The organism is Streptomyces sp. NPDC004111, assembly GCF_042874215.1.
Lineage (GTDB): Bacteria > Actinomycetota > Actinomycetes > Streptomycetales > Streptomycetaceae > Streptomyces.
Genome location: NZ_JBIAMU010000013.1, coordinates 53,308 through 72,312, shown reverse-complemented (window position 1 = coordinate 72,312; position 19,005 = coordinate 53,308). Strand labels below are relative to the sequence as shown.

Genomic DNA, 19,005 nt, shown 5'->3' with positions numbered 1-19,005 from the left:
CCACGTCTCTGCCATTCGTCAAGGGAACCTCTGCCATGCCTGCACCACGCACCGCCCCCGGGCTGAACCTCGTGCCCCGGCCCACCCAGTCCGCCCGGATCCAGGGCGAGTTCGTCCTGGACCCCACGACGGCCCTGCGCATCGGGCCGGGCGCGGAGCGGGCAGCCGCGCTGCTGCGCAAGCTCCTCGCCCCGGCCACCGGTCTGTCCCTGCCCGCCGCCGCCGACGGGCGCATCGTGCTCGCGGTGGAGCCGGCCCTCAGCGGGCTCGGCGACGAGGGGTACGGCCTCACGGTGGGCACCGACGCCGTGATGCTCCGCGCGGCCCGGCCCGAGGGCCTGCTGCGCGGCGTCCAGACGCTCCGTCAGCTCCTGCCGCCCGAGGCCCTGCTGAGTGTGCCGGTGCCGGGCCTGCGCTGGGCGCTGCCCTGCGCCCAGATCACGGACACCCCGCGCTTCCGCTGGCGCGGGGCGATGCTGGACGTCGCCCGGCACTTCCAGCCGATCTCCTACGTACGTCGCTTTGTCGACCTGTTGGCCTTCCACAAGCTGAACGTGCTGCATCTGCACCTCACGGACGACCAGGGCTGGCGGCTGCCGGTGCCGGGCTACCCGCGGCTGACCGAGGTGGGCGGCGTACGGGCCGAAACACTGGGCGACGGGGTGCCGCACGGCGGCTCCTACACCCGCGAGGAACTCGTCTCCCTGGTGGAGTACGCGGCAGACCGGGGCGTCACCGTCGTCCCCGAGGTCGAGATGCCGGGCCACGCGCGGGCGGCGCTCGCCGCGTACCCGGAACTGGGCAACGACCCCGAGCGGCAGCTCGACGTCTGGACCCGCTGGGGGGTGTGCGAGACCGTCTTCGGCGTGCACGACGAGACCCTGGACTTCTGCCGGGCGGTCCTGGCCGAGGTCATGGACATCTTCCCGTCCCGCTACATCCACGTCGGCGGCGACGAGTGCCCGGTCCGGGAGTGGGAGGAGGCGCCGTACGCCCGGGAGCGGGCGGCCGAGCTGGGACTCGCGGAACCGGCGGCCCTGCACGGCTGGTTCATGGACCGGATCGCCGAGTTCCTCCTCGCGCACGGGCGCAGGCCGGTCGGCTGGACGACGGACGGCAAGGACCTGGGGCCCGAGTACACCGCGGTGAGCTGGATCGACGCGGACCACGGCCTGGTGTCGGCGCGCTCCGGCCAGGACGTGATCATGGCTCCGCACCGGGCCACCTACCTCGACTACGCGCAGTCCGACGCCGCGTCCGAGCCGCCGGGCCAGCCTGGCAACGTTGTCTCCCTGCGGGACGTGTACGACTTCGAGCCCGCCCCCGAGGAGTGGGAACCGGCCGCGCAGGAGCGGGTGATCGGCACCCAGGGCCAGCTCTGGAGCGAGTACTGGTCCACCCCGGACCACTGCGAACACCTGGCGTTCCCCCGCCTGTGCGCCCTCGCGGAGGTGGCCTGGGCGGCCCGCGGCCAGCGGGAGTTCACGGACTTCGCACGGCGCCTGGTCCCGCACGGGGACAGGCTGGAGGCCCTGGGGGTACGGGACGCCCGCAGTCGCACGGGCACGGCCGGTCCGGCGGCGGAATAGGACGCACGGGCACGGCCGGCCGGCGGCGGGACGACGGGCCCGGGGCGTGTCCTTCGGACCGGGCCCGCCGGGGCGTGTCCTTCGGGCCGGGCCCGCCGGGGCGTGTCCTTCGGGCCGGGCCCGCCGGGGCCCGGCCCCGGGGGCGCGTGCTAGCCGCGTCCGGTCAGGGACAGCAGGTCGCGGGCCGGGCCGGCCGGGGGCGGGCCGGTGCGCCAGACCGCGCGCAGGTCCCGGCGCAGCCGCACCCCCTCCACCGGCACCCGGGCCAGCCGGCCCGCCGCCAGTTCCTCGCGTACCGCCAGTTCGCTCAGCACGCTCGGGCCGGCGCCGCTCACCGCAGCCGCCTTGACCGCCGTCGTCGAGGAGAACTCCAGCAGCGGCGCGCTGAGCCCGCCGTGTTCGGCCAGTGCCGCGTCCAGGACCTGGCGGGTGCCGGAGCCCTTCTCGCGCAGGATGAGCGGGGTGGCGGCCAGCTCCGCGGCCCGCAGCGGGCTGCGGCGGCGGGCCCACGGGTGGGCCGGCGCGGTCACCACCACCAGCCTGTCGTGGCCGACGACGACCTCGTCCAGGCCCTGAGGGACGGCGAGGCCCTCCACGAAGCCCAGGTCCGCCGAACCCTCCCGCACCTGCCCGGCGACGGCCGCCGAGTTGCCCGCGAGGAGCGAGACGGCGGTGCCGGGGCGCTCCGACCGGAGCGCCACCAGCCAGCCCGGCAGCAGGTACTCGGCGATCGTCATGCTGGCCGCGACCCGCAGCCGCGAGTCCCGCCGGCCGCGCAGCGCCTGCACCCCGGCGTCGAACGCCTCCGCGGCCTCCACGATCCGCCGCGCCCAGTCCGTGACCAGTGCCCCCGCCTCGGTCAGCCGCGAGCCGCGCGGCGAACGCTCCACCAGCGTCACCCCGAGCTGCCGCTCCGTCGAGCGGATCCGTCCGCTCGCCGCGGGCTGCGAGATCCCCACCTCCCGCGCGGCCCGCCCCAGGCTGCCGAGGCGGGCCACCGCGAGCAGCAGTTCCAGCGCGGCGAGGTCCGGCACGCGGTGGGCGAGCAGGCCCGGCTCGGCGGGGCGGGTCCGGGCGGCGGGATCGTCGGCAGTCATAACCCCAGCTTATGTGCTCATAGGGCAGTGCTCCCTGGTGGGAGCCCTGCCCCGCGCGCAAGCTGGCTCCATGGTCACTACCGCGCAGCACTCCCTCCCCGACGCCCCCGAGGCCGCCGTCGCCGCCGCCGATTCCCCGCTGCGCAGGCTCGGCCCGAACTGGTACGCGACGATCATGGGCACCGCGATCCTGGCCACCGCGGGCAACGCCCTGCCGTTCCGCTCCCCCGTGCTGCGCCCCGCCCTGACCGTGGCCTGGGCGCTGGCCGCCGTCGCGCTCGTGGTGCTGCTGGTGGCGCGGGCGGGCCACTGGCGCGGCCACCGCGACCAGGCGCGGGCCCATCTGCGCGACCCGGCGGTGGCCCCGTTCTACGGCTGTTTCGCGATGGCGGTGCTGGCGGTCGGCGGCGCCACCGTGGCGGTGGGGCAGGACGTGATCGGCGCCACCGCGGCCCTCGCGGTCGGCACGGTGCTGTGGAGCGTGGGCACCCTGCTCTCGCTGCTGGTCGCGGCCGGGGTCCCGTACCTGATGGTCGTGCGGCACCGGATAGAGGGCGTGCACACCGCGTCGCCGGTCTGGCTGCTGCCGGTGGTGGCGCCGATGGTGTCGGCGGCCCTGGGGCCGCAGCTGATACCGCACCTGCCCGCCGGGCAGGCCAGGACCGCGATGCTGCTGGGCTGCTACGCGATGTTCGGCCTGAGCCTGCTGGCCACCCTGATGCTGCTTCCCCTGGTGCTGACCCGGCTGCTGGTGCACGGTCCGCTGCCGTCGGCCCTGACCCCGACGCTGTTCCTGGTGCTCGGCCCGCTGGGCCAGTCCACCACCGCGGTGAACCAGCTCGCGGACGTCGCGCCGGGTGCGACGGACGCGCGGTACGCCCACGCGTTCGAGGCGTTCGCCGTCGTCTACGGGGTCCCGGTGATGGGCTTCGCCCTGCTGTGGCTGGCGCTGGCGACGGCGCTGGTGCTCAGGGCGGCGCGGGCGGGCATGCCGTTCGCGATGACCTGGTGGGGCTTCACCTTCCCCGTCGGTACGTGCGTGACGGGCGCGGCGGGACTGGCCCGGCACACCGGGCTGGACGCGCTGGGGTGGCTGGCCGCGGGGCTGTTCGTCCTGCTGGTGGGCGCGTGGGCGACGGCCGCCTGCCACACGCTGCGGGGCCTGCTGACCGGGTCGCTGCTGGCGGCGCCGGTGCGCCCGGCGCTCGACTGAGCCGGCCGCCCCGAAGCCCCGCCGCCCCGCCCGCGCCAGGGCGGGGCGGCGGGGCACGACGGGGTCAGCGTCTGGTGTCGTCCGCGGCGTCGATGTGCTCGCCCACCGCGACCACCACGAGCCGGGTGCCCGGCTCGGTGGCCCGCCAGCGGTGCCGCACCCCGCCGGACAGGTGCAGGGTGTCCCCCCGGGAGAGCCGGTAGGCGCGGCCCTCCGCCTCCACCTCGACGGCGCCGTCCGCGACGTACATCAGCTCGTCGTTGCGGTGCTGGTACTCCCGCCCGGCGTCCTGCATGCCGGTGAACTCCAGGGCGTGCAGCTGGTGGTGGCCGCGCACCAGGGGCCGTACGCCGGAGCCGGGTTCGAGCCCCGGGTCCTCGGCTGCCCGTACGAGATCGACGGAGAGGGCGGAGCCGGCGGCGGCGAGCAGCTGGACGGCGGTGGTCTCCAGTGCCTCGGCGACCCGCTGGAGCGAACGCATGCTGGGCCGCGCCCGCTCGTTCTCTATCTGGCTGAGGAAGGGCACGGACAGGCCGCTGCGCCGGGCCACCACGGCAAGGGTGAGCTCCAGGGCACGGCGCCGCCTCCGGACGGCCGTGCCGACCCGAAGGATCTCCTTGTCGTCCTTCTTGTCCTTCTCTTCCTTCGACATCACAGCTCCCCTCCCCCACCGTTCTTTCCACCGTCGGACAGCAGACTACGCAGCTTGGTGCCATCGTTTCGTACACATGTCACACCTGGGTCGCACAACTCCGTCAGCCCTGTACCGGGGGTCGTGCGGCGCTCAGGCGGAGAAGACCAGCAGGGGGCCCGCCGCGTCGACGGCGGCCGGGGGGACGTCCGTGTAGGCGATGACCTCGCGGGCGTCCGCGAAGCGGCCGAGCCGGGTGCGGACGTCGACGGCCCGGTCGGCCTGGGCGGGGGTCCAGCCCAGCAGGTCGACCAGTACCCGGGCGGGGACGGTGTTGAGGTCGATCAGTCCGCCGTCGTCGTAGCCGCGCGGCAGGTCGGGGCGGCCGATGTGCAGGTCCCGGGCCAGCTCCGGGCTCCTGGCCAGCAGTTCCCTGGCCTCGGTGCGCCGGGCGGCGCGCCGCCTGGCCGCGCGCAGTGCCTCACGGTGGGCCCGGTCGGCGGCGGACGGCAGCCGGACACCGGCCACGACCACCGCGCACAGTCCGAGCACCCAGAACAGCACGAGCGCCCAGTCGAAGGGGCTCTCCTCCTCGGGGAGCAGCACGATCAGGGCGACGGACGCGCAGGCCCAGCCGAAGGCCTGGAGCGCGTGGCTCCAGCGGCGGGTGGTACCCGCCCACCAGGCGAACGGTACGAAGGTCAGCAGGCCCGCGCTCAGCAGCGGCACCAGCCCCCAGGCGAGCGCGGAGCGCCAGATCACGGGGGCGTCGGGGGCGTGCGAGGCAGGGGGGAGATGCGGGCCCGGGGCGGCGGGAGGGTACGGCGGGCAGGAGTCCGCGGGGGCTCCGGGGCGCATCGTCTCGTGGCGGTTCATACTTCCGCACAGGCTAGAAGGCGGCGGATCCTGGCGTAAGGGACGAAAGTCCCGAGCCGCGGGGCGGTGCACGGCCCGGCACACGAGTGGGCCCCGCCGCTCGCACAGTGCGAACGGCGGGGCCCACCCGGTGAGTTGGCGTCGCGCCCGGGGACCGGGGTCCGGCCGGCGCGCCCGGGGCGGTCAGCCCGCGGCCGGGGCCATCTTCTCGGCGATGCCGGGGTTCTCCTTCATCCAGGCCTCGACGGCCTCCGGCTCGTGGCCGGTGCCGCGCTTCTGGATCTCGTTCTCCAGGCTGGCGAGCTGCTTCTCGTCCAGCTTGAAGTTCTTGAACCACTCGGTGAGCTGCGGGTAGTTGGACCCGAAGTCCTTGTTGCCGATGATGTGCAGGCGGTCGCCCTCGCCGAAGAGCTTCTTGGAGTCCTTCAGCTTGGTCATCTCGTACTGGTTGTACGCCCAGTGCGGGGTCCACAGCAGGACGGCGACCGGCTCCTTCTTGGCGTACGCGCGCTTCAGCTCGGCCAGCATGCCCGGCGTGGAGCTGTCGACGACCTTGTACTCCTTGTCCAGGCCGTAGCCGGGCAGGACGTTCTCCTTGAGGTTCTTCATCGTGGCGGTGCCCGCCTCGATGCCGATGATCCTGCCGTTGAACTTGTCGCCCTTGCCCTTGAGGTCCTCCAGGGACTTGACGTCCTTGACGTAGGACGGGACGGCGACCTCGATGGAGGTGGGGCCGTACCAGGAGCCGACGTCGGTCAGCTTGTCCTTGTACTTGTCCCAGTAGTTCTTCTGCGTGTACGGGAGCCAGCCGTCGAGCTGGACGTCGACGTCACCGCCGGCCAGGGCCGCGTACATCGGACCGACCTCGAACTGCTTGAGGTTGATCTTGTAGCCGCGCTGCTCCAGGACGTTCTTCCACAGGTAGGTGGCGGCGATGTCCTCTTCCCAAGGGAACCAGCCCATCTCGACCGCGCGGTCTCGCTCGTCCTTGCCGTTGGCCGCCTTGGCGGTCTTGGCGACCGGGGCGAGCTTGTCGACCAGGCCGGGGTTGGACCCCAGCCAGGTGCGGACGGCGTCCTGCTCCTTGCCCTTGCCGGACTTCACGATCTGCGCCTCAAGGCTGGTGAGCTGCTTCTCGTCCAGCTTGAAGTCCTTGATCCACTTGCCGACCTCGGGGTTGTCCGCCGAGAAGCCCTTGCGGGCCAGCGTGTGGACGCCGTCGCCCTCGCCCCAGGCACCCTTGGGGTCCTTGAGCTTCTTCAGCTTGTACTCGTTGTACGCCCAGTGCGGCGACCAGAGCGGAACCACGATCGGCTCCTTCTTGGCGTACGCGCGCTTCAGCTCGGCCAGCATGCCGGGCGTGGAGCCCTCGACGAGCTTGTACTCCTTGTCGAGGCCGTAGGCGCCGAGGACCTTGTCCTTGAGCAGACCCATCTCACCGGCGCTGGGCTCGATGCCGATGATCTTGCCGCCGAACTTGTCGGCCTTCCCCTTGAGGTCGTCCATCGTGTTGATGTCCGTCATGTACTCGGGGACGGTCAGCTCCAGGGACGTCGGGCCGTACCAGGCGCCCATGTCCTCCAGCTTGTCCTTGTACTTGGCCCAGTACTGGGCGTGCGTGGTGGGCAGCCAGGCGTCCGTGTTGAGGTCGATCTGACCCGTGGACTGACCGGTGTACAGGGCGCCCGCCTCGTACTGCTTGGCGTCGACCGTAAAGCCGCGCTGCTCCAGGATCTCCTTCCAGAGGAAGGTGGAGGCGATGCCCTCGTCCCACGGGATGTAGCCCATGGAGATCTTCTTGCCCTTGCCGATCTGCGACGGGTCGCCCGCCTCGTCGGCCTTCTTGCCGCCGAACACGCTCATGCTGCCCGCGACGAGCGCGAGGACGACGATGCCGGCGACGGCGACGACGGGCTGCGGGCGGTAGGTCAGGAACTTCGACCCGCCGGCCATGGCACGGGCCTTGGCCAGGGCGCGCCGGCCCAGCGGGGAGACGGCGGTGCCGAAGGCGCTGGTGATGCGGTCCAGGTACATCGCCAGGATGACGATGGAGATGCCCGCCTCGAAGCCGAGGCCGATGTCGACGTTGCCGATGGCGCGGTAGACCGCGCCGCCGAGGCCGCCGGCGCCGACCATGCCCGCGATGACGACCATCGAGAGGCAGAGCATGATCTTCTGGTTGATGCCCGCCATGATCGTCGGCAGGGCCAGCGGCAGCTGGATGCGCCGCAGGATGTTGCCGGGCTTGGTGCCGAACGCCTCGGCCGCCTCGACCAGTTCGCCGTCGACCTGCCGGATGCCCAGCTCGGTCATGCGCACGCCCGGGGGCAGCGAGAAGATGATGGTGGCGATGATGCCGGGGACGGCGCCGACGCCGAAGAAGAGGATGCCGGGGATCAGGTAGACCATGGCGGGCATGGTCTGCATGAAGTCCATGACCGGCCTGGTCACGGCGCTGACCTTGTCCGAGCGCGCGGCCCAGATGCCCAGCGGGATCGCGATGATCATCGTGATGATGGTCGCGACGAGGACCAGCGAGAGGGTCGACATGGCGTCGTCCCACAGCTCGATGGAGTCGATCAGGGCGAAGCCGACGAAGGACAGCACACCGGCGGTGAGGCCGCGCAGCCAGAACGCGATGATCGCGAGGATGCCCGCCATCAGGAACGCGTTCGGCGCGCTGAGGACGGCGTAGATGCCCTCCTGCATGCCACCGACGACGGTGGAGATGAAGTCGAAGAGCCAACCCAGGTTCTGGGTCAGCCAGTCGACGGCGGAGTCGACCCACTGGCCGAGGTGGAGCCTAGGCATCGGCGGCCACCTTCTTCGTGCTCACGGTCTTTCCGTCCTTCTCCACCGCGTCCGCGGCCGGGGCGGCCTCCGCGGGCTCCATCGGCTCGCCGAGCACGGCGAGCAGCCGGGCGCGCGGTACGACGCCGATCAGGGAGCCCTTCGCGTCGGTCACGGCGACCGGAACACCGCTCGTCGAGCACGGCGTGAACAGCTCGATGATCGGGGTGTCCGCGGTGACCTTCGCCGGGGCGGCGGCCAGCACGTCCTGCGGGGTGCGCAGTTCCTTGCCCTGGTCGTCCGGGGCGCCCACGGCGGTGTGCGGCTCGGCCATGATGGCGCCGGCCGTCAGCACGCGGGAGCGGTCGACGTCCTGGGTGAAGGAGGCGACGTACTCGTTGGCGGGCGTGACGAGGATGTCCTCGGCGGTGCCCAGCTGGACGATGCGGCCGTCGCGCATCACGGCGATGTTGTCGCCGAGGCGCATGGCCTCGTTGAGGTCGTGGGTGATGAAGACGATGGTCTTCTTCAGGGTCTTCTGGAGTTCGAGCAGCTGGTCCTGCATGTCGCGGCGGATCAGCGGGTCGAGCGCCGAGAACGACTCGTCCATGAGGAGCAGGTCGGCGTCGGTGGCCAGGGCGCGGGCCAGGCCCACGCGCTGCTGCATACCGCCGGACAGCTCGTCGGGCCAGGACTTCTCCCAGCCCTTGAGGCCGGCCATCTCCAGTGCCTCGGTGGCGCGCTTCTCGCGCTCCTCGCGCGCGACTCCCTGCACTTCGAGACCGTACGCGGCGTTCTCCAGCACACTGCGGTGCGGGAAGAGCGCGAAGTGCTGGAAGACCATGGAGATCTTCTTGGCGCGGACCTCGCGCAGGTCCTTGTCGGACAGGGCGGTCACGTCCTGCCCGTCGAACAGGACGCGCCCGGAGGTCGGGTCGAGCAGTCCGTTGAGCATGCGCAGCAGCGTGGACTTGCCGGAGCCCGAGAGGCCCATGACCACGAATATCTGGCCGGGCTCGACGGTGAACGAGGCGTCGATCACCGCGGCCGTCGTACCTTCGGCGCGCAGTTCCTCGCGGTCGGCACCGCCTTCGAGCCGCTTGACCGCCTCGCCGGGTCGTCTGCCGAACACCTTGTACAGGTTCTCGGCCTGGAGCCTGGACACATACACCTCACGTATCGAACCAAGGACGACCCGCCACCCCCGTGCGCGGGTCGTGGAGCGGCACGGATTCGGCCCGCTTCCCCCACCCGGAAGATGCACTTCACATCAAGAAGTTGAACTTCGGACGAGGTCCGCTCCGTCTGCGCTGCTGCCCGGGGCCGCACGAGCCAAACGGAAAGTGATCCAGTTCACCTCGAAGTTGAGCTTTGGGCCGACTTTGTCCTCTTTACCCGCACGGATCACCGGGTAACGGGCCGGTGTCAGTGCCGTGCGGCATCATCGGGAGCGTGACCCGACGCCTGATGCTCCTCGACACCGCCTCCCTCTACTACCGGGCCTACTTCGGGGTCCCGGACTCGGTCCGCGCCCCCGACGGCACCCCCGTCAACGCGGTGCGCGGCCTGCTCGACTTCGTCGCACGCCTGGTCCAGGACCACCGCCCGGACGACCTGGTGGCCTGCTGGGACAACGACTGGCGCCCGCAGTGGCGGGTGGACCTCATCCCCTCCTACAAGGCGCACCGCGTCGCCGAGGAGATCGAGGGCGCCCCGGACGCCGAGGAGACCCCGGACACCCTCTCCCCCCAGGTCCCGGTGATCGAGGAGGTCCTCGCCGCGATCGGCATCGCCCGCATCGGCGCCGACGGGTACGAGGCGGACGACGTGATCGGCACCCTGACCGGCCGCGCGAGCGGCCCGGTGGACGTCGTCACCGGCGACCGCGACCTCTTCCAGCTGGTCGACGACGCCCGCGAGCGCCGCATCCTCTACCCGCTCAAGGGCGTCGGCACGCTCCAGGTCACCGACGAGGCCTGGCTGCGCGAGCGGTACGGGGTGGACGGCCCCGGTTACGTGGACCTCGCCCTGCTCCGCGGCGACCCGAGCGACGGACTGCCGGGCGTCCCCGGCATCGGCGAGAAGACCGCCGCCAAGCTGCTCGACGCGTACGGCGACCTCGCGGGAATCATGGCGGCGGTCGACGATCCCGCCTCCAGGATCACCCCCGCCCAGCGCAAGCGGCTGGACGAGGCCCGGCCGTACATCGCGGTGGCGCCGAAGGTGGTGCGCGTCGCGAGCGACGTGCCCCTGCCCTCCTTCGACCCCGCACTGCCCGCCGCGCCGCGCGATCCCGCCGCGCTGGACGCGCTCGCCGAGCGCTGGGGCTTGGGAGGTTCTTTGCAGCGCCTGCTCTCGGTACTCCAGAAGTGAGCTGCTAACTTAGGTAAGCCTAAGCACATGCAGTCGTACCTGGGGAGAACACTGTGGCAGAACGACCGGCCCGCAAGGCACCGCGAGCCCACGAGGCGACGGTGGTGCGCACCGAGCGGATCACCCCGCACATGGTGCGCGTCGTCCTCGGCGGCGAGGCCCTCGCGAGCCTCGGCGCCGACGAGTTCACCGACCACTACGTCAAGGTGCTCTTCCCGGCGCCCGGGGTGACCTACCCGGAGCCCTTCGACATGGCCCGCATCCGCGAGGAGTTCCCGGCCGACCAGTGGCCGGCCAACCGGACGTACACGGTACGGAGCTGGGACGGCGAGGCCCGCGAACTGGCCATCGACTTCGTCGTGCACGGCGACGAGGGCCTGGCGGGACCGTGGGCGGCCCGGGTGCAGCCCGGCGAGACGGTCCGTTTCCTGGGTCCGGGTGGCGGTTACGCACCGGACCCGGCCGCCGACTGGCACCTGCTGGTGGGCGACGAGAGCGCGCTGCCGGCCATCGCGGCCTCGCTGGAGCGGATGCCCGAGGGCGCGGTGGTGCACGCCTTCGTCGAGGTCCCCGACGCCTCCGAGGAGCAGAAGATCGTCACCCCGGACGGGGTCGCGGTGACCTGGCTGCACCGCGGCGGGCGCCCGGTCGGCGAGCTGCTGGTGGAGGCCGTGCGCGAGCTGGCCTTCCCGGCCGGGGACGTGCACGCCTTCGTGCACGGCGAGGCGGGCTTCGTGAAGGACCTGCGCCGGCACCTGCGCATCGACCGCGAGGTCCCGCGCGAGCGGCTGTCGATCTCGGGCTACTGGCGACTGGGCCAGGACGACGACGCCTGGCGCGCGGTCAAGCGCGAGTGGAACGAGCAGGTGGAGCGGGAACAGGAGTCCCCCGCGGCCTGAGCCCCGCAGGGCACCCGGGCCCCCGGTTCCACCAGGAGTCCGGGCCCCGGCCCACTGCGCCGCCGGGCCCGCGGTCCCGGCCGGAGTGCGGGCCCCGGCCCGCCCCACCGCCGGGCACCGCGGTCCTCCCCGGACCCGCCCCCATCACCCTTCGCCCCGCCGGGCACCGAACCCCGGCGGGGCGAAGGGCATTCCGGGCCCCGGTCCGCCGTGCACGGGCCGTACTCCGGCCGGCCCGGCCCCGCCCCGCCCCCTCGCGCCCGCCCCGGCCGCTACTCCGCCCGCACCTCGTACCGACTCCGTGACTCCTCCGCCTGCGCGATCCTGCGCAGTGAGCCGAACATCGCGTCGCCCAGCACCATGCCCACGACGACGCTCTCCAGTACGTCGTCCACCGCCGCGCGGCCCCCGACGTACTCCAGGTCGGCCTCCGCCACCCGCTCCGCCGCGTCCGCGTAGGCGTCCAGCGTGCCCGCGAAGTCCTCGTGCCCGAGCCGTTCCGCCTCGGTCAGCGTGAGGGCGAGCGCGTCGCCGTCCGGGTGACCGGGCGGGACCTCCCAGCCGCGCCGCTCGGCGAGTTCCGCCACGCGCCGCCGCGACCGCTTTGAGGGTTCGGCCGCCTCGCCGGTCGGCGGCACCAGGGGTGCGGCGACCGTCATCGCGACCTCGCCGAGCAGTTTGTGCACCGGCGTCGCGGTGTCGTCCACCACCGCCAGCACCTCCCTGATCCGGGCCAGCGACAGTCCGCCCGCGCCGAGCATCGCGCGGATCAGCCGCAGCCGCCGCTCGTGCGCGTCGCCGTAGCTCGCCTGGTTCGGGCTGGTCAACTCCCCTGCCGGGAGCAGCCCTTCGCGTACGTAGAACTTGATCGTCGGCACCGCGACGCCGGTTCTGCGGCTCAACTCCCCAATGCGCACCGTGCGTTCACCTTCCGCCCTTCCTGAATCGCCTCTTGCCAACTCCCATCCTCTCATGGATAGTTCCCCTATCCGATAGTGGCGAGTGCTGCTATCCATATCGATCATCCAAGCAACCGGGGGACCCCCATGCACACTTGGCGTACCTGGCACCGGCCGCTCGTCGTCTTCTCGGCCCTGATGGTGCTGTTAACCGTGGCCACCGGCATCGGGCTGATCGTCGACGGCCGGACCGTCGCCCACGCCCCCGTCTGGTTCAAGCCCTTCAAGTTCTCGGTGTCGTTCGTCGCCTACGGGCTCTCGCTGGCCTGGATGGTGTCGCTGCTGCCCGCGGGGCGGCGGGCCAGGATCGGCCACTGGGCCGGCACCGTGGTCGCGGCGGCGAGCCTGACGGAGATGGTGCTCGTCGTGGGCCAGGCCGCCCGCGGCAAGCGCAGCCACTTCAACACCGAAACCCCGCTGGACGCCTCGTTGTTCGCCCTGATGGGCGTCACGGTGCTGATCCTGTGGCTCGGCAGTCTGGTGATCGCCGTCCTGGTACTGCGTACGAAGATCCTCGACCGGGCCGCATCGCTGGCCGTGAAGGCGGGGGCGGTACTGGCCCTGGCGGGGGCGGCGCTCGGCTTCCTGATGACCCGGCCGACCGCCGCGCAGCTGAAGGCGGGCATCACCGACACCACCGGCGCCCACGGGGTGGGGGTCGCCGACGGCGGCCCGTCGATGGCGGTGACCGGCTGGGCCAGCACCGGCGGCGACCTGCGCATCCCGCACTTCGTCGGCATGCACTCGCTGCAACTGCTGCCGCTGGCGGTCCTGCTGATGGTCGCTCTGGCCCCGCGCCTGGCCCGTCTCGCCGACCCCCGCGTACGGCTGCGGCTCACCGCGGTCCTCTCCGCCTCGTACGCCGCCCTGCTCGGCCTCGTCACCTGGCAGGCGCTGCGCGGCCAGGCGCTGGTCGCCCCGGACGGCCTCACCCTGGCCGCGGCCGGCGCCCTCGTCCTGGCGACGGCGGCCGGAATCCTCTTCGCCCTGCGCACCGGCCCGGTGGAGCAGCGGCCCCGGCACGACCGCGACAAGGAGCTCGTGGCATGACGTCCACCCTCTTCGACCTGGCGTTCTACTGCGCCGCACCGTTCTGGCTGCTGATGATCCTGGCGCCGCGTTGGCACTGGACGCTCCGGATCGTCCGCTCGCCGCTGACCGTGCTGCCCGTCCTCCTCGTCTACCTGGCGCTGGCGCTCCCGGTCCTCCCCGAGCTGTGGGCGGCGGTCCGCAGCCCGAGCCTCGCGGGGTTCCAGGCGCTGATGGTCATGCCGGATGGCGCAGGAGCGATCTGGGCGCAGGTCATCGCCTGGGACCTGCTGCTCGGCCAGTGGATGTTCCTCGAAGCACGCCGGCTGGGCCTGCACCCGCTCCTGATGGGCCCGTTGCTGGTGCTGACGGTCCTGCTCTCGCCGATCGGTCTGCTGATCTTCCTGGTGCTGCGGGCCGTGCGGACCGCGCGACGGCGGGCAGACGGGTACCGGAGCACCCGCCCGGCGGGCCCTGCCGACCTGCACGCGAAAGGTGCGGCAGGCTGACCAATCCGGGTGCGCACCGGCTCCGAATGCCCTGTGGGAGCCAGTGTCCGCAGTGTGAGAGAGAAGGTTCGACCCGCGTGAAAGAAGCCGTCCAGCTCAGTGGACCGGCCCCTTCGGGGCCCGATCTGCAAGAGCTCATCAGCCGAGTGGCCAGGGGTGACCAGGATGCCTTCGGCCGGGTCTACGACCTGGTCAGCGGGCCGGTGCTGGGCCTGATCCGCAGCGTGCTGCGCGATCCGGCCCAGTCCGAGGAGGTCGCCCAGGAGGTCCTGGTGGAGGTGTGGCGCACCGCCGCCAGGTTCCAGCCGGCCCGCGGCAGCGGGATGACCTGGGTACTGACCCTGGCGCACCGGCGGGCGGTGGACCGGGTGCGTTCCGCGCAGGCGGCGTCGGACCGGGAGCAGCGGGCCGCGCTGCTCGACCGCACTCCCGCGTACGACGAGGTCAGCGAGCAGGTGGAGGCGCGGCTCGAACGCGAGCAGGTGCGCCGCTGTCTGCGCACCCTCACCGAGCTGCAGCGCCAGTCGGTGACCCTCGCGTACTACCGGGGCCTCGCCTACCGCGAGGTCGCCGAGCTCCTCTCCGTACCTCTGGGGACGGTCAAGACACGGATGCGCGACGGGCTGATCCGGCTGCGCGACTGCCTGGGGGTGGGCACATGAGCACCGCCGAACTGCACACGCTGACCGGCGCGTACGCCCTGCACGCGCTGCCGGAGGACGAGCGGATCTCCTTCGAACGGCACCTCACGGACTGCCCGTCGTGCGCCCAGGAGGTGCGCGAACTGGCCTCCACCGCGGCCCGGCTGGGCCGGGCGATGGCCCAGACGCCCCCGGAGCGGATGAAGGGGGAGGTGCTGCGGCGGATCGCCACCGAGCGCCAGGACCCCCCTGCGACCGTGCGCGCGGGGCGGGTGCGGGGCCGCTTCGGCCGGAGTGCGACCCGGTTCGCGCTGGCCGCCTGCCTGGTCGCGGCGGCCGGCTTCGGCGGGGTCGCCGTCTGGCAGCACCAGGTGGCCCGGGACGCCGACCAGCGGGCGGCCGAACAGGCGTCGGCCGCGCAGCAGCGGGCCGAGCAGCTGGCCGCGGTGCTGGCGGCACCGGACGCCAAGGTCACCACCGGGAAGGTCGCCGACGGGGCGAACGCGACGGTGGTCCTCTCGCGCCGGCTGAACCGGGCGGCGTTCGTGGCGTCCGGGCTGCCGCAGCCACCGGCGGGCAAGGTCTACCAGCTGTGGTTCAACGACGGCGGCACCATGCGCGCGGCCGGTCTGCTGAACCCGGCCGCCCGCGCCGACTCGGTCCTGATGGACGGCCAGGTCGGCACCGCGTCCGGCATGGGCATCACCGTCGAACCCGCCGGAGGCTCCCCCGCCCCGACGACAGATCCCGTCGCACTGATGGAGTTCCCCGCATGAGCACGTCGAACAACGCGGGCGAGTCCCGCACCACGGTCGTCCTTTTCACCTCCGACCTGCGCGTCCACGACCAGCCGGTGCTGCGTGCGGCCCTGCGCGGCGGCCACGAGGTGGTGCCGCTGTTCGTGATCGACGACGGAGTGCGGGCGGCGGGCTTCGCGGCACCGAACCGGCAGGCCTTCCTCGCCGACTGCCTGGCCTCGCTGGACGCGGAGCTGCGCGACCGGGGCGGCCGGCTGGTCGTCCGTACGGGTGACGTGGTGCGGGAGACCGCCCGGGTGGTGGCCGACACCGGCGCCTCGGCGGTGCACGTGGCGGGCGGGGTCAGCGGGTACGCGCTGCGGCGCGAGCGCCGGCTGCGCACCGCGCTGGCCCCCTACGACTGCGAACTGGCGGTGCACGACGCGGTGATCACGGCGCTGCCGCCCGGCGCGGAGACCCCCTCGGGCTCCGGCAGCGACCACTTCGCCGTGTTCACCCCCTACCACCGCCGGTGGGCGGCGGCCGGGACGCGGCCGGTGGTGGCGGCGCCCAGGGTGGTGCGGGTGCCGGAGTGGGTGGCGAGCGATCCGCTGCCGTCGCGGGAGAAGGCCGGGGACCTCTCGCCCGGACTGGCCACCGGTGGCGAGCAGGTGGCACGAAAGAAGTTCAACTCCTGGCTGGCGGACGCCTCTTCCGGCATCCAGGCGTACGAGGACCGGCACGACGACCTGCCCGGCGACGCGACCTCCAAGCTGTCCCCCTACTTCCACTTCGGCTGTCTGTCCCCGGTGGAGGCGGTGCAGCGGGCGCAGCAGAAGGGCGGCGCGGGCGCGGAGGCGTTCGTGCGGCAGCTGGCGTGGCGGGACTTCCACCACCAGGTGCTGGCCGCCCGGCCCGCCGCCTCCTGGTCCAACTACCGCGAGCGGCACGACCGCTGGCGCTCGGACGCCAAGGAGATCGAGGCCTGGAAGGCGGGGCTCACCGGGTTCCCGGTGGTCGACGCGGCGATGCGGCAGCTGGCGCACGAGGGCTGGATGCACAACCGGGGCCGGCTGCTGGTGGCGAGCTTCCTGACGAAGACGCTGTACGTGGACTGGCGGGTGGGCGCCCGCCACTTCCTGTCGCTGCTCGTCGACGGGGACGTCGCGAACAACCAGCTGAACTGGCAGTGGGCGGCGGGCACCGGCACCGACACCCGCCCCAACCGGATCCTCAACCCGCTCGCCCAGGCCAAGCGGTTCGACCCGCACGGGGACTACGTGCGGCGCTGGGTGCCCGAGCTGGCGGAGTTCGAGGGCTCGGCGGTGCACCAGCCCTGGCGCCTGGAGGGTCTGGAGCGGGCCCGATTCGACTATCCGGACCCGATCGTGGACCTGGCGGAGGCACGGGCCCGCTTCGAGCGGGCGCGGGAGTAGCCCGCCGGGCCACCGGGCCTCCCGGGGCCCGCGGGGCGGCCCGCCCGCGGGCCTTCAGCGCCGGTATCTGGCCGCCACCGGAAGATGGTCGCTGCCGGTGGCGGGCAGGGTCCAGGCGTCGGTGGGGGTCAGGCCCCGGTCGAGGATGTGGTCGACCCTGGCCACCGGGAACGCCGCCGGCCAGCTCATGCCGAACCCGCCGCCCGCGGTGTCCTGGGCGGACCGCAGCCGCTCGGCGAGCGGGGCCAGGGTGCGGTCGGCGGTACTGCCGTTGAGGTCGCCGAGGAGCAGCACCCGGTCCTGCCGCTCCTCGCCCAGCACGCGGTCGAGTTCCCGCACGTCGCGGTCGCGCGCCCCGGTGCCGAAGCCGAAGAGCCCCACCCGTACGGACGGCAGGTGCACCACGTACACGGCGATCGGCCCGCCGGGGGCGCGCACCTCGGCCCGCAGCGACCGGCTCCACCCGGGGTCGAGCACCAGCCGCCGGGTGTCGTTGAAGGGGTGGCGGCTCCACAGCGCGACGGTCCCGATCCGCACGTGGTGCCGGAGGGCGGGCGTCAGCACCTTCTCCACCGCGGGGAACGCGGCGTCGGTGATCTCCTCCAGCGCCACCAGGTCGGGCCGGGCGGCGAGGAGCGAGCGGGCCGCGGCGGCCGGGTCGGTGTGGCCGGCGCCGATGTTGTGGGTGACGACGGTCAGGCCGGACGCCGCACCGGGCGCCCCGGCGGCCGACCCGCCCGCCATCGCGGGCCAGAAGGCGGCGAGCCACACCACGGCGGCGAGAGCGGCGGCGAGAGCGGCGGCAGCCGACCGGACGCGCAGCGCGGCCAGCAGTCCGAGGGGGACGGCGAGACCGCACCAGGGCAGCAGGGTCTCCAGCAGACTCCCCAGGTTCCCCGGGGTGTTGGGCACCCAGGAGTGCACCAGGGGCAGCACGCCGACCGCACCGGTGACGCCCGCCGCGACGCGCCCGCGCCGCCAGCGGCTGCTGCCGGGTGCCGGGGCGGGCCGCAGCAGGCGGCGCCACCGGGATGCCGGGGCGGCCACCGGCGCCCCACCGGGCGCCTGGGCCGCGGCGTCGACCGCTCCGGGAGCGCCGACGGAGTCCTCGGCCACGTGGCCGTTCGCGCCGGCCGCGTCGTCGGGCCCGACGGGGGCGTACGGGTGCGGGTGTCCGCCGGACGCGTCGTCGTACCCGCCGCCCTCCGGGCCGTACCCTCCGTACCCGCCGCCCTCCCGGCCGTACCCGTCGTCGGCCTGCTGCTCCGGTGCCGCCTCGCTCTGCGGGTCGGAGAATCCGCCGCCGATCAGTACGTCCGGGTAGGGGTCGTTGCGCACCTGGGTCACCCGCTCGCGTCCTTCTCCAGCTCCGGGCAGGTCCCGCCGGGTTCGGTCCGCAGCTCGAAGTGCCACATCTCGTTGGCGTACACCTGGCACAGTCCGTAGGCCGCGCCCTTGCGGATCAGCCAGTCGTCCGCGTTGGTCGGCCCGATGTCGATCGCCGCGCCGTGCGTGTGCCGGGACTTCTCCGGCGTCTGCACGAACTGCCGGGCCTGCTCCAGGCTTCCGTACTTCTCGACGCCCTGGTCGAGCAGCCGCTGCTGGTACTCCTTGCTGCGCCAGCCGGCCGTGACGAACAGGTCGACACCGGCGCTCTTCGCGTCCTTCGCCGCCTGCTGGACCGCCTTGAGCAGCGCGGGGTCCAGGTTCTTGAGGGCGGAGTGCCCGGTGTCGAAGGGGGTGAGGGTGCGCCCGGCGGGTATCGCTCCGTTGCCCTGGTCCGCCGCGCCGTCGCCGTTGCGGCCTCCTGCGGGGCCGCCGGGCGTCCGGGCGTCGCCGGGCCGGTCGGTCACCATCTCGGTGCGCGCCCCCAGCCCCCCGTCGGAGCTCGGGGCGAGGACCGCGGCCGAGCCCACCCCGACCGCGGCAGCCAGGGCCAGCCCGCCGGCCGCCCACAAGCTGCCGGACCGTTTCGTTTCACGCATACCGGTTCCTCCCGGCCGTCTGCGACGCGGCCCCGGGGCGGGGCCGCTCTGGAATGCCTCCAGTTCAACGGGAGCGGTGTTGTCCGGACGTTTCGATTTTTCGATACGTTCGCGATAAGCCGGGCGTAGTTACCTGGAACGGACCCCAGGGGCCCGCTGGGCCCGGCACGCACGGAGAACCGGGCGGGCCGGGCGCACGGAGGAACGCGCCGGGCGGCGCGAAGTACGGCACGAGGAGAAA

At 73.1% G+C, this 19,005-nt stretch carries 17 protein-coding genes; 9 read left to right on the top strand and 8 right to left on the bottom strand.

Annotation, left to right across the window (positions count from 1 at the left end):
- The first annotated feature begins 35 nt into the window (after positions 1-35).
- Positions 36-1,589 (top strand): beta-N-acetylhexosaminidase, encoded by a 1,554-nt coding sequence (locus ACFYVL_RS24835; RefSeq protein WP_389248357.1) that lies wholly within the window; start codon positions 36-38, stop codon positions 1,587-1,589.
- Positions 1,590-1,738: 149 nt separating this feature from the next.
- On the opposite strand, the gene ACFYVL_RS24830 is transcribed toward ACFYVL_RS24835, so the two are convergent.
- Positions 1,739-2,686, bottom strand: coding sequence for a LysR family transcriptional regulator (locus tag ACFYVL_RS24830; RefSeq protein WP_389248355.1), 948 nt, complete (start codon positions 2,684-2,686; stop codon positions 1,739-1,741).
- 70 nt (positions 2,687-2,756) lie between these two features.
- Here ACFYVL_RS24830 and ACFYVL_RS24825 point away from each other — a divergent pair, with 70 nt between their 5' ends.
- Positions 2,757-3,899, top strand: a complete 1,143-nt coding sequence (locus tag ACFYVL_RS24825; protein WP_389248353.1) for a TDT family transporter — start codon at positions 2,757-2,759, stop codon at positions 3,897-3,899.
- Positions 3,900-3,963: 64 nt separating this feature from the next.
- On the opposite strand, the gene ACFYVL_RS24820 is transcribed toward ACFYVL_RS24825, so the two are convergent.
- The 4 genes from ACFYVL_RS24820 to ACFYVL_RS24805 all read right to left on the bottom strand — a co-directional run bounded on the left by ACFYVL_RS24820 (position 3,964) and on the right by ACFYVL_RS24805 (position 9,361).
- Entirely contained in the window at positions 3,964-4,551 is a 588-nt protein-coding gene (locus ACFYVL_RS24820; protein ID WP_389248351.1) for a helix-turn-helix domain-containing protein, read from the bottom strand.
- A 132-nt stretch (positions 4,552-4,683) separates the two neighbouring features.
- Positions 4,684-5,406: a hypothetical protein gene (locus ACFYVL_RS24815; protein WP_389248349.1), complete on the bottom strand. Its 723-nt coding sequence runs from the start codon at positions 5,404-5,406 to the stop codon at positions 4,684-4,686.
- A gap of 183 nt (positions 5,407-5,589) precedes the next feature.
- A complete protein-coding gene (locus ACFYVL_RS24810; RefSeq protein ID WP_389248347.1) occupies positions 5,590-8,217 on the bottom strand; it encodes an ABC transporter permease/substrate binding protein in 2,628 nt (875 codons plus the stop codon).
- Positions 8,210-9,361 carry a glycine betaine/L-proline ABC transporter ATP-binding protein gene (locus tag ACFYVL_RS24805; RefSeq protein ID WP_389248731.1) on the bottom strand — a complete coding sequence of 384 codons (1,152 nt, stop codon included), beginning with the start codon at positions 9,359-9,361 and terminating at the stop codon, positions 8,210-8,212. The genes ACFYVL_RS24810 and ACFYVL_RS24805 overlap by 8 nt, the downstream gene beginning before the upstream one ends.
- A 302-nt stretch (positions 9,362-9,663) precedes the next feature.
- Between ACFYVL_RS24805 and ACFYVL_RS24800 the strand changes: the two genes are divergently transcribed.
- The gene (locus ACFYVL_RS24800) at positions 9,664-10,569 is read left to right on the top strand and encodes a 5'-3' exonuclease H3TH domain-containing protein (RefSeq protein WP_389248729.1); all 906 of its coding nucleotides are present in this window, start codon (positions 9,664-9,666) and stop codon (positions 10,567-10,569) included.
- A gap of 53 nt (positions 10,570-10,622) precedes the next feature.
- Positions 10,623-11,468: a siderophore-interacting protein gene (locus ACFYVL_RS24795; RefSeq protein ID WP_389248345.1), complete on the top strand. Its 846-nt coding sequence runs from the start codon at positions 10,623-10,625 to the stop codon at positions 11,466-11,468.
- A 272-nt stretch (positions 11,469-11,740) separates the two neighbouring features.
- On the opposite strand, the gene ACFYVL_RS24790 is transcribed toward ACFYVL_RS24795, so the two are convergent.
- Positions 11,741-12,370 (bottom strand): MerR family transcriptional regulator, encoded by a 630-nt coding sequence (locus ACFYVL_RS24790; RefSeq protein ID WP_389248343.1) that lies wholly within the window; start codon positions 12,368-12,370, stop codon positions 11,741-11,743.
- Positions 12,371-12,514: 144 nt separating this feature from the next.
- On the opposite strand from ACFYVL_RS24790, the gene ACFYVL_RS24785 reads away from it, so the two are divergent.
- The 5 genes from ACFYVL_RS24785 to ACFYVL_RS24765 all read left to right on the top strand — a co-directional run bounded on the left by ACFYVL_RS24785 (position 12,515) and on the right by ACFYVL_RS24765 (position 16,779).
- Complete coding sequence (locus ACFYVL_RS24785) at positions 12,515-13,477, top strand: hypothetical protein (RefSeq protein ID WP_389248341.1); 963 nt, start codon at positions 12,515-12,517, stop codon at positions 13,475-13,477.
- Complete coding sequence (locus ACFYVL_RS24780) at positions 13,474-13,965, top strand: ABA4-like family protein (protein ID WP_389248339.1); 492 nt, start codon at positions 13,474-13,476, stop codon at positions 13,963-13,965. Before ACFYVL_RS24785 ends, ACFYVL_RS24780 begins: the two co-directional genes overlap by 4 nt.
- A 77-nt stretch (positions 13,966-14,042) precedes the next feature.
- Complete coding sequence (locus ACFYVL_RS24775) at positions 14,043-14,627, top strand: sigma-70 family RNA polymerase sigma factor (protein ID WP_389248337.1); 585 nt, start codon at positions 14,043-14,045, stop codon at positions 14,625-14,627.
- Positions 14,624-15,382 carry an anti-sigma factor domain-containing protein gene (locus tag ACFYVL_RS24770; protein WP_389248335.1) on the top strand — a complete coding sequence of 253 codons (759 nt, stop codon included), beginning with the start codon at positions 14,624-14,626 and terminating at the stop codon, positions 15,380-15,382. Before ACFYVL_RS24775 ends, ACFYVL_RS24770 begins: the two co-directional genes overlap by 4 nt.
- Positions 15,379-16,779: a cryptochrome/photolyase family protein gene (locus ACFYVL_RS24765; RefSeq protein ID WP_389248333.1), complete on the top strand. Its 1,401-nt coding sequence runs from the start codon at positions 15,379-15,381 to the stop codon at positions 16,777-16,779. Before ACFYVL_RS24770 ends, ACFYVL_RS24765 begins: the two co-directional genes overlap by 4 nt.
- 54 nt (positions 16,780-16,833) lie before the next feature.
- Here ACFYVL_RS24765 and ACFYVL_RS24760 read toward each other — a convergent pair whose 3' ends face one another.
- Both ACFYVL_RS24760 and ACFYVL_RS24755 read right to left on the bottom strand, forming a co-directional pair.
- Positions 16,834-18,126, bottom strand: coding sequence for an endonuclease/exonuclease/phosphatase family protein (locus ACFYVL_RS24760; RefSeq protein WP_389248331.1), 1,293 nt, complete (start codon positions 18,124-18,126; stop codon positions 16,834-16,836).
- Complete coding sequence (locus tag ACFYVL_RS24755; RefSeq protein ID WP_389248329.1) at positions 18,123-18,764, bottom strand: M15 family metallopeptidase; 642 nt, start codon at positions 18,762-18,764, stop codon at positions 18,123-18,125. Before ACFYVL_RS24755 ends, ACFYVL_RS24760 begins: the two co-directional genes overlap by 4 nt.
- Between the last annotated feature and the right edge of the window lie 241 nt (positions 18,765-19,005).

What these genes read in the sequence shown, in the direction of transcription:
- ACFYVL_RS24810 (WP_389248347.1), bottom strand. Translation starts at nt 8,217, where the DNA reads ATGCCTAGGCTCCACCTCGGCCAGTGGGTCGACTCCGCCGTCGACTGG.
- ACFYVL_RS24780 (WP_389248339.1), top strand. Translation starts at nt 13,474, where the DNA reads ATGACGTCCACCCTCTTCGACCTGGCGTTCTACTGCGCCGCACCGTTC.
- ACFYVL_RS24800 (WP_389248729.1), top strand. Translation starts at nt 9,664, where the DNA reads ATGCTCCTCGACACCGCCTCCCTCTACTACCGGGCCTACTTCGGGGTC.
- ACFYVL_RS24830 (WP_389248355.1), bottom strand. Translation starts at nt 2,686, where the DNA reads ATGACTGCCGACGATCCCGCCGCCCGGACCCGCCCCGCCGAGCCGGGC.
- ACFYVL_RS24770 (WP_389248335.1), top strand. Translation starts at nt 14,624, where the DNA reads ATGAGCACCGCCGAACTGCACACGCTGACCGGCGCGTACGCCCTGCAC.
- ACFYVL_RS24755 (WP_389248329.1), bottom strand. Translation starts at nt 18,764, where the DNA reads ATGCGTGAAACGAAACGGTCCGGCAGCTTGTGGGCGGCCGGCGGGCTG.
- ACFYVL_RS24785 (WP_389248341.1), top strand. Translation starts at nt 12,515, where the DNA reads ATGCACACTTGGCGTACCTGGCACCGGCCGCTCGTCGTCTTCTCGGCC.
- ACFYVL_RS24825 (WP_389248353.1), top strand. Translation starts at nt 2,757, where the DNA reads ATGGTCACTACCGCGCAGCACTCCCTCCCCGACGCCCCCGAGGCCGCC.
- ACFYVL_RS24835 (WP_389248357.1), top strand. Translation starts at nt 36, where the DNA reads ATGCCTGCACCACGCACCGCCCCCGGGCTGAACCTCGTGCCCCGGCCC.
- ACFYVL_RS24815 (WP_389248349.1), bottom strand. Translation starts at nt 5,406, where the DNA reads ATGAACCGCCACGAGACGATGCGCCCCGGAGCCCCCGCGGACTCCTGC.
- ACFYVL_RS24820 (WP_389248351.1), bottom strand. Translation starts at nt 4,551, where the DNA reads ATGTCGAAGGAAGAGAAGGACAAGAAGGACGACAAGGAGATCCTTCGG.
- ACFYVL_RS24765 (WP_389248333.1), top strand. Translation starts at nt 15,379, where the DNA reads ATGAGCACGTCGAACAACGCGGGCGAGTCCCGCACCACGGTCGTCCTT.